Annotated in this window: 10 protein-coding genes and 1 pseudogene; 6 read left to right on the forward strand and 5 right to left on the reverse strand. The window is 66.5% G+C overall.

All coding sequences use genetic code 11. The features are described 5' to 3' along the window. The 4 genes and pseudogenes from KUTG_RS62790 to KUTG_RS51850 all read right to left on the reverse strand — a co-directional run. Positions 1 to 202: pseudogene (locus KUTG_RS62790) on the reverse strand (hypothetical protein); the annotation flags it as partial. A gap of 379 nt (positions 203 to 581) precedes the next feature. Continuing rightward, on the reverse strand, positions 582 to 1,007 hold the full coding sequence (locus tag KUTG_RS60250) for a hypothetical protein (protein WP_157495436.1): 426 nt from the start codon (positions 1,005 to 1,007) through the stop codon (positions 582 to 584). A gap of 56 nt (positions 1,008 to 1,063) precedes the next feature. Continuing rightward, a complete protein-coding gene (locus KUTG_RS57705; RefSeq protein WP_084580855.1) occupies positions 1,064 to 1,405 on the reverse strand; it encodes a SemiSWEET family sugar transporter in 342 nt (113 codons plus the stop codon). Between the two features lie 30 nt (positions 1,406 to 1,435). Then, entirely contained in the window at positions 1,436 to 2,584 is a 1,149-nt protein-coding gene (locus tag KUTG_RS51850) for an inositol-3-phosphate synthase (RefSeq protein WP_084581719.1), read from the reverse strand. A gap of 513 nt (positions 2,585 to 3,097) precedes the next feature. On the opposite strand from KUTG_RS51850, the gene KUTG_RS51855 reads away from it, so the two are divergent. From KUTG_RS51855 to KUTG_RS51865, 3 genes are all read left to right on the forward strand, one after another. Then, a complete protein-coding gene (locus tag KUTG_RS51855; RefSeq protein WP_043727569.1) occupies positions 3,098 to 3,688 on the forward strand; it encodes a helix-turn-helix domain-containing protein in 591 nt (196 codons plus the stop codon). A gap of 78 nt (positions 3,689 to 3,766) precedes the next feature. Further along, positions 3,767 to 4,966 carry a DUF1173 family protein gene (locus tag KUTG_RS51860; protein ID WP_043727570.1) on the forward strand — a complete coding sequence of 400 codons (1,200 nt, stop codon included), beginning with the start codon at positions 3,767 to 3,769 and terminating at the stop codon, positions 4,964 to 4,966. Positions 4,967 to 4,973: 7 nt separating this feature from the next. Beyond that, positions 4,974 to 5,360 (forward strand): hypothetical protein, encoded by a 387-nt coding sequence (locus KUTG_RS51865; RefSeq protein WP_043727571.1) that lies wholly within the window; start codon positions 4,974 to 4,976, stop codon positions 5,358 to 5,360. 373 nt (positions 5,361 to 5,733) lie between these two features. Here the strand turns inward: KUTG_RS51865 and KUTG_RS51870 are convergent, their stop codons facing one another. Next, positions 5,734 to 8,076, reverse strand: a complete 2,343-nt coding sequence (locus KUTG_RS51870) for an ATP-binding protein (protein ID WP_157495438.1) — start codon at positions 8,074 to 8,076, stop codon at positions 5,734 to 5,736. Positions 8,077 to 8,246: 170 nt separating this feature from the next. On the opposite strand from KUTG_RS51870, the gene KUTG_RS51875 reads away from it, so the two are divergent. The 3 genes from KUTG_RS51875 (at position 8,247) to KUTG_RS51885 (ending at position 13,289) form a co-directional block, all read left to right on the forward strand. Next, a complete protein-coding gene (locus tag KUTG_RS51875; protein WP_043727573.1) occupies positions 8,247 to 9,440 on the forward strand; it encodes a cytochrome P450 in 1,194 nt (397 codons plus the stop codon). A 1,109-nt stretch (positions 9,441 to 10,549) separates the two neighbouring features. Next, positions 10,550 to 11,923, forward strand: coding sequence for a GGDEF domain-containing protein (locus tag KUTG_RS51880; RefSeq protein ID WP_198047674.1), 1,374 nt, complete (start codon positions 10,550 to 10,552; stop codon positions 11,921 to 11,923). Between the two features lie 97 nt (positions 11,924 to 12,020). Then, complete coding sequence (locus tag KUTG_RS51885) at positions 12,021 to 13,289, forward strand: MFS transporter (RefSeq protein ID WP_063753674.1); 1,269 nt, start codon at positions 12,021 to 12,023, stop codon at positions 13,287 to 13,289. Positions 13,290 to 13,300 lie beyond the last annotated feature (11 nt).

Raw genomic sequence — 13,300 nt, forward strand, 5'->3', positions numbered from 1 at the left:
CCGCCGTGGCCAGCGACTCCGCGCCGGCCTCGTCGCGCAGCCCTAACGCCAACTGCACGTGCCGCACGGCCGCGCCGTTGGCGTCGCCCACCTGGCTGGAGATCGTTGCCCAGGCCGGCGTGGAGCCGGCGATGACCGCACGCGCGGTGCCGTCGCTGACCTGAGCCGCCGCGGTCGTCGCCATCGCGCCGGCCAGCGCCACACACCCGGCCGCTACTACGGCAGCACGAGATGGTCGAAATGACATGAAAGCCCCCGTATTTGAGTTTCCGTGAACGACACCCGAAGCGAGCTGCCTGCGCTCGCGTATTTCCCTGGTAGTTGGACCTCGCGCGCACAATCTCGGAGCGTGCAGGCCGCCGAAGCGTGCGCTCGCTTGTTCTTTTGATCGCCGACGACAGTCCTAGCCGGTTGAGTCGCATGTTCGACGACGTCGGCAACACCCTGCACTGACGCGACATGATCCGTCAATGCATCCTGCAAATCTTCCGAACGGCTTTCGGTCGCCGCTTATTCGGTCGGTTTTTCGGCGCGCGAAATCGCCGGCCGGGCATGTGGCCGGAGTTGAGTGTCGAGATTAACTATTGGCCGAACGCGGACGTGACCTGCTGGATGACGAAAGCGCGCTCACGGCTGCATGGTGATGTCGCAGCTTCCGCGATGTAGCCGACCAGGCGGACCCGCTCGGTAGCCGGGGTGTCCCCGGTCAGTGCCTGGCGCATGAACTGCTCGAAGATCGGCTCGCTCAGGCGTAGCCGCTGGCGATGCGCGGGATCCGTCGGGGAGCCCAGCACCAATTCGCCGCAACCGGGATGGTTGGTGAGCCAAATCGCCTCCCCGTCGACCGTGATCATCGGCCCCTGGCGATCGGGAGGCGGCAGGGTCACCGTGGTGGCTGGCGGCCGAGCTGGTGTCAGCGCTGGCGGCGGACCGTTGCAGGCCGCGATCGTGGCGGCCCCGACGACGATGCAGAGCACGATGCCGACCTGGCGCCCTGGTGCTGGCATAGTAAATCCTTCCCCCTCGACACTGGCGATTGACTCCGCCTACGCTCAGTCACGCCCTAGCGGTGGACTGAATGAGCTGATTGCCTCGCCTCGCGGTGCCGCGAGATTTCACTGTGTTTGGTGACGCTATTCTTTCCGCGCCAACGCCAGTTGTCGTGTCTGAACTTGACGGCGATGATCGCGGCCAACAGGAGCAAGGACACGGCATTGGCCAGGATTAGCGGTAAGTCGCCCTGTATCACGCCGTAGATGTTCCAGCAGACGAGCCCGCTGCCGAATGTGAGAAGATAAGCCCACGCGAAGTCACCAGTTTCCCGTGTCCGGAGAGTCTTCAGCACCTGGGGAAGCCACGCGCCCGTGGTGAGAAGGCCGGCAAGAAGTCCGAGTATCGGGCCCACAGATCGCACCTTTCCTCGTTACAGGGTCTGTCAGCGCTCCAGTTCGCCGCGGATGAACTTCTCCACGGCCTCGTGGGCCACCGAGTCGGAGTACTGCTCCGGCGGCGACTTCATGAAGTAGGAGGAGGCGGACAGGATCGGTCCGCCGATGCCGCGATCCAGGGCGATCTTGGCGGCGCGGACGGCGTCGATGATGATGCCGGCGGAGTTGGGGGAGTCCCAGACCTCCAGCTTGTACTCCAGGTTCAGCGGCACGTCGCCGAAGGCGCGGCCCTCCAGCCGGACGTAGGCCCACTTGCGGTCGTCGAGCCACTGCACGTAGTCGGACGGGCCGATGTGCACGTTGCGGGCCCCGAGGTCACGGTCGACCTGCGAGGTCACGGACTGCGTCTTGGAGATCTTCTTCGACTCCAGCCGGTCGCGCTCCAGCATGTTCTTGAAGTCCATGTTGCCGCCGACGTTGAGCTGCATGGTCCGGTCCAGCAGCACGCCCCGGTCCTCGAACAGCTTGGCCAGCACGCGGTGCGTGATGGTCGCCCCGACCTGAGACTTGATGTCGTCGCCGACGATCGGCACGCCGGCCTCGGCGAACTTGGCGGCCCAGGCCGGGTCGGAGGCGATGAACACCGGCAGCGCGTTGACGAAGGCGACGTGAGCGTCGATGGCGCACTGGGCGTAGAAGCGGTCCGCCTCCTCGGAGCCGACCGGGAGGTAGGAGACCAGCACGTCGACCTGGGCGTCCCGCAGCGCCTTGACCACGTCGACCGGGTCCTCGTCGGACTCCTCGATCGTCTCCCGGTAGTACCGGCCGAGTCCGTCGAGGGTGTGCCCACGCTGCACGGGCACCCCGAGCGGCGGCACGTCGGCGATCTTGATGGTGTTGTTCTCGCTGGTCAGGATGGCCTCGGACAGGTCGAGGCCGACCTTCTTGGCGTCCACGTCGAACGCGGCGACGAACTCCACGTCCCGCACGTGGTACTCGCCGAACTGGACGTGCATCAGGCCGGGCACCCGCGTCCCCGGCTCGGCGTCCCGGTAGTAGTGCACCCCCTGCACCAGCGACGCCGCGCAGTTGCCGACGCCCACCACGGCTACCCGCACCGAGTTCTTGGCTGAGTCCGCCCAGCTGGCATGATGTGAGGTGTACTCGGCGTACCTGCTGTCATCTTGGGCTGGCATACCATCCTCGGCTCCGTCGTTGTGCCCCTTGGCGTGCGCCCTCAAGCCGCGCGGTCCGCCGGCCCGCAATTGATCATGAGAGCTGGCGGGAAGAACTCGTCTTCCCCCTCGGCGCTGCGACTGGTCCCGCCCGTGGCGCCGTACCCGTGACCCGCGGGGCGACCACGGGCGGGACCAGTGCGGCCGCGCGGGATCCTGTACGACGACACCTGGGGGGCGCGTCCAGTCGCACATCCGCAGCGGCCGGCCTTTGGTGGTGGCGCTCCCTGGGTCTCACTCGCCCTGAGCACCTCGCAGGCAGGACCGCGTCGGTCCGCGCCTGCACTCCCCCAGATTTGACTCACTGTAGTTGCTTGTAGGTGGATCTACCTGCATTTACGTGTGATGAAAGATCTACCCGATCACTCAGAGTCTAACTAGCCGAGTGGCAAGTTTTCACTCCAACGGCGTAGCGTTGACGAGAGGCGGATGGGTAGGTTGGACACGACCCGCCACCCCGTCCCACCTGGAGTGATGCGTTCCGTGCCCGTCACACCCGACACCTATGCCGACCTCACCGACCCGACGCGCTGGCAAACCAAGTTCAACCAGCTGTTCGCCGAGGTGCCCATCGACCGCGCCGCCGAAAAGGACAGAGGAAGCAACAGTCCGCCGCCGCCCACGGAACCCGACGATCGGCGCGGCACGAGACCACGTGAGAACCGGTTCAGCAACACCCTGATCGCCGAACGCTCCGGACTCGACATCACCACCATCGGACGACTCCGCAAGGGCATCCGCACACCTTCGACCGATGTCCTGGTGCCGCTCGCGCTGGCGTTCGACACCGACCCGCTGTGGTGGATGCTGCCTTGCTCGGTGAGCCCGCTCGACCACAGGCTGTCACCCGACGAGGCGGCGGTCGCGCGTGCTCTAGTCCACAACGGGCCAGATTCCGCGAAACGCTCCGTGCTGCTGAGGGTGGCCGAGATCAGCTCGCCGGAAGTACTCGAACTGCTCGATCGGCTCCTGGCGCACATCGAAAGATCTGGCGGAGCCACAGTGCTCCCGCGAATGCGAGGCGTGCTCAAACGTCTTGACACCGAGGACACTGGCTTCCAGTAACAGCACAGGGAGGGCGGAGACCCGATGCCGCCGGCAGAATCTGACGTACCAGGCTACGAATCCGCGACGACCGTCCGTGTGGCTGGTCGCGTCCTGCCGGCGGCAGCACTGCGAACCTATCCCGAGCGGTACGCGCACCTGCTTGCCGCCGCTCGCGCCGAGGTCGGCCACGCCGAATGCCTCTGCCGGCCCGGCCGGCCGCTGCGGCTGGTGATTCGCCGCCGCGTCGGCCGCCTGCACCTTGCCGGATGGCCCAACGACGGGCACAACCACGCCCCGAGCTGCCTGTGGTACCGCGCCGACCCCGAGTTGTCCGGTCGGGCCGGCTACGAACGCGACGGCGCGATCGACAACACCAACGACGGCATCCGCCTGCGACTCGCTGTCCCCTTGACCACCCGCACTGACCCGGCCGACCGGACCCCGGCGCATCTTCATGCTCTCGGCGAGCAGGCCGTGTCCCAGCGTGGGCTGGGCCTGCTCGGCTTGGTGCACTTCCTCTGGGAACCCGAGCTAGCGGTGCACTCGTCCATCACGCGCCGCCGCTGGCGGGACTGCCAACCGGCGCTTGTTGACCAGGTCGCGCAGTGCTCGACCAAGGGCTTCCCGCTGCCCGAGGTGCTGCACGTCATCCCGCCCTATCGCAAGGAACGCCCTGACGAAACCGCCGGCAACCGCGCAGCCTGGCAGGCGTTCCTGCGGCAACTCGACACCGTCGGCCCCGTGCGCCGCCACGCGCTGGTGCTCGGCGAGCTCCGCGACATCGTCCCTGCCCGCTTCAGCATGCGGGTCCAGTTCGCACACTTGCCCGACGCCGCCTACGCCAGCCCCGAACTGATCGAACGGGTCCAGAACTCCTACCGCGTCGCCTTCACCGACGAGCACAGCCGGAACTCCGGACGACGCATCGCGCTGTGCGTGATCAGCAGAAGCCCGAAGGGATACCTTCGCGTTGACGACATGGCCGTGATGCCCACCAACTTCGCCTACATCCCCGTCGACTCCAGCTACGAGCTGACGATGGCGGACGCGTTGATCAGCGCCGGCCGCGTGTTCATCAAGCCCTTGCGTTACGACCCGGACCTCATGGCGACGCTGCCGGACTTCGTGTTGATCGACACCGATCCGCCCACCTACGTCGAAGTCTGGGGCGTCCTCGGCCGTGAGGACTACGAACAGCGCAAAGCCGAAAAACGGGACTACTACCGCAAGAGTGGACACGCGCTGCTGGAGTGGGATGTCCGCCGTCCGATGCCCGACGTGCATCGGACGGACTGACCGGGCCGTGCTGGAGGCCATGATGGGCCTGCCGGCCGGTGTCCCGGTCGCGGTAGACGACCTGACCGAGCGGGAACGCCGACTGCTGCCCCGCGCTCCGCGGGGCGCGGTCGAGCGCGACGGCGACCTGCTGGTGCGCCGCGCGGTGCCCCCGGTTCTGCGCACACGCGCGATGCTGCTGCCCACACCGCCAGCCGACCCGGACGACGCGGTCATGCAGGGCGTCGTACTGAGACGTCGGGATCGGCGTGGTCACTGCGGGCACGCTGCCGGGCACCCCCAGCACGACGCGCTGATCCACGAGCTCGGGAACGACTTCGACGACTGGGACGAGCACTACTCGGCGGACCTGCGGCACGCGGCGAGCCGCGTCTGGGCGGTATGCAGCCGATGACGAGGCGACGGTGACCGACCTCGACTCGCGCCGGCCGGCGCCACCCGGGGATGGCGGGCCAACGGTGCGCCAGGCCTGTCGATGTACGAAGTGGACTGCACGGATGTTCGAACTCCTGGGAACGCCAGCCGGGTTGATTCCCCTACCTTCGAAGCTGAACGAGGATTGTTGCCGGCCAGAGCTGATGGCTGGCTCCCTCCGGCTGGTTCTTCTGATCAAGCACCTGATGTTCGGCCAGCGGGCGGGTGAATCGCGGACCATATACTCCGCCGTATGGTCGGACATCACGATAGGTGAGAGGTTGATGTCGCACGGTGTCGCCATGCTCGCCGAGACGCGGACTGGACGGAAGTAGACGCGCTCAGCGCCCGGCCTACGGGTTGGCCGCATACCGAGTAAACCAGGCCGCGATGCCTGCACGGTTGGAAACTTTCAGCTTTCTTAGAACATCGCGAACATGGGTGTGAACAGTAGACTCAGCTATATGCAACTCCTTTGCGATAGCCTCGTTCGTCAACCCCTGCGCGACAAGCCGTGCGACCTCAAATTGCCTGTCTGACAACACAGAGGTTGACTGTTCTCCCAAGGCCAATGCAACGGCGTCGTCGAACGTCAGTGACGCGCCGGCGTGGTAGGCGCTGCGATACTGTTCTGCACCGAGATGTTCGCGAATAAGATTCTCAGTGGTCGTATGCGGGGCAGGGAAAGATGGCCCCGAGTTGTCTGCCCCAGCCACCGTGCTCAGCTTGGATGCTGCGCCGAGCAATTGCGCCGCGCGTAGATGTTCACGTGCCACCGCCGCGCATCGTGCAAGGGTCTCAACCATGAACTCGGTCCCCCAGTAGGTGCCCAGATCTCGCTGCACCCGGAGGGCCTGTTCGAAGCGCTCGCGAGCCTTCGCGGCCTCCCCGATCTCCAGTTCGACGAGGCCGCGTACCCACCTGGCCCAGCTCAGCGAGTGCCCCGCCGCGTGAGCCTCGGCATGCACGAGACATTCCTGGCTGGCCCTGTCCGCCACAGCAAGATCGTCGAATTTCATCCCTGCTTGGGCAAGATACAAGGTGCTCAGATGAAAATAGGTGGGCATTTCGCCCGAACGCAAGGCGGCGACCGCGTTGCCGAGCACGTCGATCGCACGTGCATCTTCCTTGCCGAAGAGAAGGTGCACACCCTCAGCAAAATCGGCCAATGCGTGAGCGGTTACCGCGTGGCGCGGTTCAGATTCCGCTGTTTCTTTCGCGGCGTGTTGGCACCGATTCGCCCAGTCCTCGGCGGCAGGATCGTTCTGCAACATCGCGTGCCACACTGTGTGCGTGAAAACGACCATTCGTTGAATGCTCGGTCGCGCATCGGGCATTCCGAGTGCTCGTATCAAATAACGCTGCCCTTCTGCGACGGAGGCCGCAGTGAACCATGTGGTCGCTTGACTCAGGGCGGCAAGCAAGGAAATCGCCATATCCGTGAGGTGGATATGGCTCAGACACCATGTCACCGCCACCCGAAAGTCGGGCATGTGGTGCCGCACGGTGTCCACTACCAGGGAATCGCATGGTGAGAACCGCTTCGCCGCCACCTCGGTCGCGACCCGACAGAAGAACTCAGCATGGCGCTCGTGCCACTGGGTGTCGCCGTCCGGAGTTGAGGTTTGCAGAAGGGTCAGGCCGTAGTCTCGGATTGGATCCAAGAGCCGGTAGCGGGCTTGGCCATCGACCGTCTGCTCGCGAGTGACTACCGATGCCCATACCAACGAATCCAGGACATCCACGATGGATTCGGCGCCGATCAGTCCGTTAGAGTCTCGATCGGCGCAGACTGCCTCCGCCGCCTGGATGTCGAAGTCGCCCGCGAACACCGACAGCCGCATCCAGAGGTCCCGGCCGGCGGGGCTGCATAGGCTCTCGCTCCAGGCGATGCAATCCCGCAGGGTCTGGTGGCCGTCCGTGGAGTCACGGCCGCTGCGGTCCAGGACTGCTAGTAGGCCGCGGGACGACTCGAGCATGTCCCGCAGGCCCATGCCGCGGAGCCGTCCGGCGGCGAGCACGATCGCCAATGGGATGCCGCCCAGTCGCCGAACGAGTAGCGAGACCAGTTCAGGATCGGCGGTGTCGCCGAAGTCCAGCAGACCGACATCTGCGGCGCGCGTGACGAGCAGCTGGACTGAGTCATAGGCCAGGTCGCGTACATGTCGAGCTGACTGGTGCTGCCCTTCCGGCGGGACCGGCAGCGGCGGAACCGGCCTGATGCGTTCGCCCTCCACTCGGAGTGCTTCACGCGAGGTCGCCAGAATTCGGACGCCGGGCGCGCCGTCCAAGATCGCGTCGACGAAGGCTGCGACGCCGTCGATGAGGTGCTCGCAGTTGTCCAGGACCAACAACATCCGCTTGGTGCGCAGCCACTCGACCAGCGTCGAGAGGATGGTCCGCTCGTCGTTGTCGTGCAGCCCCAACGTCGTGGCGACAGCGGCAGCGACCAGGTCGGGATCCCGATGCGGTTTCAGCTCGACCACCGTCACGGACATGGCCGCAGCCATCTCCCGCGCGACGGCCAGGGCCACCGAGGTCTTCCCGACGCCCCCGACGCCGTCGAGCGTCACTAACACGGCAGCGGCCAGGTCCGCGATCACCGCGTTGATCAGATCCGCGCGACCGACCAGCGGCGACCGCGCAGCCGGCAGCGCCGATGCTGCCTCGGCCTTCGATGATCGCGTGTCTGCCACACAGGACAGCGAACACCACCCGATCGGCGAGGACAAACGGACGGTCAGGGTCCCGGTACTTTCGGTGCCGATTCAGCCGGCGGATTGAAGTCCGGGACGTCCTCCGGTCTGCTGTAGTGGCCGGTCACCCATGGCTGGCATGGACCCGGCGAAGGACGAGGGGGACCCACATGACCGGCGAGGCACCGCGCTATCCGTTCGGACCGGCAACAGGGCTCGATCAGCACCCCGGCTACCGCCGCCTACGCGGCGCCGGCCCGGTGCGAGTCACGATGCCCTACGGGGGCGAAGCATGGCTGGTAACCGACTACCACGACACGAAGGTTGTGCTCGGCGATCAACGCTTCTCTCGCGCGGAAGCGGCTGGCCGGGACACCCCACGCTCGCGCCCTCCGATGGATTCACCGGACCAGATTCTCAGCATGGATCCGCCCAGGCATACTCGGCTGCGCAAACTCGTGGCGCAGGCCTTCACCACACGACGCATCGAGCAGATGCGAAGCCGCATCCAAACCCTGGTCGACGGCCTGCTCGACACGATGATCAGCGCGGGCCCGCCGGCAGACCTGGCCGAGGGTCTGGCCTGGCCGCTTCCCGCGAGCGTGATCTGCGAGTTGCTGGGCGTCCCTGGCGACGACCACGAGACGTTCCGGGCCTGGACGGAGGCCACACTCGCGCTCGGGGAAGACGGCTCCGTCGACCCGGTCACTGCCAGGGACAACCTCAACACCTACCTGTCCGACCTTATCGCTGAACGGCGGAGCCGCCCGACGGACGATCTTCTGTCGGCTCTGGTGTCCGCGCGCGATCATGGCGACAAGCTGTCCGAGGAGGAGTTGGTCCGCCTGGGCGTGACCCTGTTGATCAGCGGCCACGAAACCACCGCCAACCAGATCGGCAACATGGCCTTTGTCCTGCTGGCCGAACCTGATCGCTGGGAGACTTTGGTCGCCGGCGGGCCCTCCATGATCCCCGGCGCCGTCGAGGAGCTGCTGCGCTACATCCCCATGTCCGCAGCCGCTGACTTCGCCCGGATCGCGCGGACCGACATCGAACTCGGCGGCCAGCACATCGCCGCCGGCGACGCTGTGCTGGTCCAGGTCTGCGCCGCCAACCGCGATCCCGAAGTCTTCGCCGACCCGGACAGCCTCGTCCTGGACCGCAGCCCGAATCCGCACGTCATCTTCGGCCACGGCGCACACCACTGCCTTGGCGCGCAACTAGCTCGCCTCGAACTCCGCACCACCCTCGCGTCGCTGGTCACGCGCTTCCCGCAGCTACGCCTTGCTGTCGAACCCGAGCAGATCGAATGGCGGACGGACCGCCTAGTCCGCGGTGTCCGAGCGCTGCCGGTGATCTGGTAGCGCTCTGGCAGGTACTCACCTGCTCCTGCGTGCGGCCACAAAGGCCAAGGGGAGCGCGGCGGCCGATGACGGAGCGACACACTCTCTCGCTAATGGGCGAGCCGATCGTCACCCGAATGGCATCCATAGAAATATGGAGCCCCCCGGTTGATACCCGAAAGTGGCACTCAGAATTGGCGGCGAAACCTACTTAAACTCATCGCCCTCGCCGACGTAAGTAGATACTCAGGGGTCAACGTCGAATCTACTTAGAACCAAGCCCGAGTCATCCCGGTCGAACGCTCGATCACGCAGGGTGTCGGCCCGATGGGCCGTTTGACGACGCCTGTCGCCGCTGACTTGATCAGACATAACCGCTGGTAGGGACCATATTGCCCTCGGCGGAGGCGGCTTTCGCCGACCTTCGAGTCATAGCCGGGAGCTCTTGTCAAGAAACGCAATGTCACCGCGCCGAGTTGGATTACTCCATCTCGGTGCTTTTTAAGAACCGGGATCGGCTAGCCTGGAAATAATGTCTAGTGTGGCCATGCAGAACATCTGCGCCGGCAAGCGATCTGGGGGATTGCGGAAGGCGCGGCGACGTTGGCCCGTCGCCGCGCCGTAACGAGATGCAGGCCTCCCAGGTCATACGCCGACACGCTGGGCGCTACGGCTGGTACGGGGGTACCTCAATGCACAACCCGGAGACCCTGAATCCGGAGATAATAGAATCACCAGTCCCGGTCGCGGTTGATGTCCACACTGATCACCTCCTCCTTGACGTACCGTGGGCGGAGGAGGGGACAAGCACGTTGGCCTCCAGCGTGTCCCCTCTCGGAGATGTCCGCGCGAGACCGAATCAGCCTCGCGCTTCGACCGTTGTGCGCACCGCGTCCCGACGCGCTGCGGTCAGGATCTCCTGTGGTCGTCACCAGGGCCATACCAGGTTGTGGCGTGCGCTGGCCGCGTGGCATCTCTGGAAACGACCTCCGCTGGTCGTGGCCTGGATACTCTGTGTATGTGTGACCGCTGTCACAAGCGGCGTCTGGTCGGTCGTGTATTCGCCGCCGGTAACGGCCGCCTCATGGTGGTGGGCTGCGGGACTAGCGTCGGCGGTGACCGTCCACAACGTGATCGCATGGCGGCATGAGGAACGCCGTCGTGACGCCACGGCAGGCACGGGCCCGCACATCGACTTGCGGTCAGTCTTCACGTTCGCGTCGGTGGTCGTGCTGCCGGCGCCGTTGCTGATCGGGATGATCGTGGCCATGCGGGTCGCGACAGCCTGCATGCGTCGCCGGCCACCGCACCAGGTGGCATTCGGAACCGCGTCGATCCTGCTGTCCGCGCTGGCCGCTCACGTGATTGCGCAGATGGTTACCACGACACGGGGCGACGGCATCGCCCAGCTGACGGAGCTCGGCATCCTCGTTGGTGCGGCCGGCGTCCACGGCGCGATCCAGGCACTACTGATCGGCAACGTCATCCGGATGACCAGCAACCCGCGCATGCCCTGGAAAGAGACACTCGGCACTCCGACGGACAACGCTTTGGAGGCCGCGATGCTGCTGCTGGGCGTCGTGGTCGGCGCGGCGGGCTGGTGGTGGGCGCCGCTCGTGGTCGCCGGACCGGTCACCGCGGCCACCATCGCACTCGATCGCGCGGGGCAGCGCGCTACCAGCCAGGAACGACTACTTGCCGAACACCAGGCCGCCGTCCAATCGGCCATCGCCGAACGTGACAAGGCCCTCGACCGGGCCAGCACCGAACACCGCAACGCCTGCACCGACCCACTGACGCAGCTCCTCAACCGCAAGGGATGGGCCGCCAGCGCAGTCGCACTCGGCCGGCATTGTGCGGACATCGGCATCCAGCTGTTCGTGCTTCAACTCGATCTGGACCACTTCAAGACGATCAACGATCTCTGGGGCCACCCGACTGGCGACAAGGTGCTCATTAAGGCCGCCGCGACCGTGCGTGGCGTCGTGCGCGCCCACGATCACGCCGTGATCGCCCGGCTCGGCGGCGAGGAAATCGTCGTCGCCGCACCCGGTGACCTCACCGCTGGCGTGGTCGCCGCCGAGCGCATCCGCGCTGCCCTGGCCGAGGTCCGTGTACACGCCACCGACCACAACGGTCAGCCGGTCGTGCTCGCCGGCCGCGGGAACCAGCCCGTCCGGTGGGCCGCCGATGGGGTGCCAGCCTTCGACCAGACGATCAAGGCCTCGCGCGCGATATCAGCGTCCATCGGCGCCGCCCACCTCGACCTCGCCGCGCTACGGGCGGCGCTCGACGCGAGCGACACTGACCAGGCGCGAGCGGATCAGGCGGCGCTGGAGCTGATCGAACACGCCGGGTCGCAGGCAGACGCCGCCCTCTACCAGGCCAAACGCGTACGAAACGCGGTCTGCGCCTTCACCGACGACATGGTGACCGTCCCGACGGCCAGCTCTGCGCCGCTCGCCGTGGCGACACCGGCCATGGGAATGCCGCTGCCTGCGTAGACGCCACTTCGAGGTGGTGGTGCAACGGCGCTCCACCACCTCGACTTTCCTGAAGTTGCCGCCCCAACTCCGCCACCGTTGTACGGTGCGTCGCGGGATGACCACGCTGGGGAGGCACTGGGTGGCAGGGACGTCGTCGGACTTGCGCACCGCGCTGAAGTCCCGGGAGTTCATGGCGATCTGGCTCGCGGGGGTGCAATCCGTGCTGGGAGACCAGATTGCCCGGATAGCCTTGGCGCTGCTGGTCTTCGGGCGCACCGGCTCGGCGGCATTGACCGCGCTCACCTACGCCTTGACCATGCTGCCCAACATCATCGGCGGACTGGTGCTCGCACGGCTGGCCGACCGCTTTCCGCGCCGCACGGTGATGATCGCCTGTGACCTCACACGCATGGTGCTAGTGGCCGCGATGGCCTGGCCCGGTTTGTCCCTTCCTGCCCTCGCCTCGCTGGTGGTCGCTGCCCAACTGCTCAAAGCCCCGTTCGACGGCGCGCAGAGTGCCTCAGTGAACGAGGTCCTCACCGGCCGCGCGTACCCCGCCGGCGATGAGCTCCGCCAGCTCAGCGCGCAGGTCGCCGGGTTGATCGGGTTCGGTGCCGGAGGGCTGATCGTGGTGGCGATCGGACCGCAGACCGCGCTGCTGGTCAACGCAGTGACGTTCGGCGTCTCGGCCGTCCTGCTTCGCGCTGGCGTCGCGGCGCGGCCGGCCCCACACTCTTCCGACAGCGCAACCGCCGGCGGGCGGCCGTCTCCCTGGAAGGTGCTGGGCGGCTGGGCGGTGCTCGCGAAGGATTCTCGCCTGCCGGTGCTGCTGGGCGCAGCGTGCCTGGCGGGGTTGTCCACAGTGGTGCCGGAAGGTCTGGCCGCGCCGTGGGTTGCCGAGTCCCACGCGCCGACCGCCATGGTGGGCGTCGTGATGGCCGCCGACCCGGTCGGGTTCGTACTTGGTGGGCTTGTTCTGCGCCGCCTATCGATGGAGACCCGCTTGAAGGTGTTCGGCGCGCTGGTCGTGGCCACCAACCTGCTGCTGGTGCCGTACCTGGTGCATCCGCCACTGTGGGTGGCGATGCTGCTGGTCACGGGGTCGGCGATGTGCTCGAGCTACATGATCACCGCCAGCCCGACGTTCAACCGGCTTGTTCCGAACAGCGTTCGTGGCCAGGCTGCGGGATTCGCGCGCTCGGCGATCACTGCCGCCCAGGGTGCCGGCGTCGCGGTGGGCGGCGTTCTCGCCCAGGGACTGGGGAGCGCGGCGTTCGCCATCGGCGCCATGAGTGCCGTCGGTACTGTCATCGCCGCGGTCATCGCGGTCAGTTGGGCCCGAGTCGCCGAGCCGGTCAAGATCGCCGCGATGGTCACGGCGTGACACTCGCCGGA

The sequence above is a fragment of the Kutzneria sp. 744 genome (assembly GCF_000568255.1).
Classification (GTDB): Bacteria; Actinomycetota; Actinomycetes; order Mycobacteriales; family Pseudonocardiaceae; genus Kutzneria.

Coding starts and splice junctions, on each gene's coding strand:
- KUTG_RS60250 (WP_157495436.1), bottom strand. CDS start 1,007: ATGCCAGCACCAGGGCGCCAGGTCGGCATCGTGCTCTGCATCGTCGTC.
- KUTG_RS51855 (WP_043727569.1), top strand. CDS start 3,098: ATGCGTTCCGTGCCCGTCACACCCGACACCTATGCCGACCTCACCGAC.
- KUTG_RS51850 (WP_084581719.1), bottom strand. CDS start 2,584: ATGCCAGCCCAAGATGACAGCAGGTACGCCGAGTACACCTCACATCAT.
- KUTG_RS51875 (WP_043727573.1), top strand. CDS start 8,247: ATGACCGGCGAGGCACCGCGCTATCCGTTCGGACCGGCAACAGGGCTC.
- KUTG_RS51885 (WP_063753674.1), top strand. CDS start 12,021: ATGACCACGCTGGGGAGGCACTGGGTGGCAGGGACGTCGTCGGACTTG.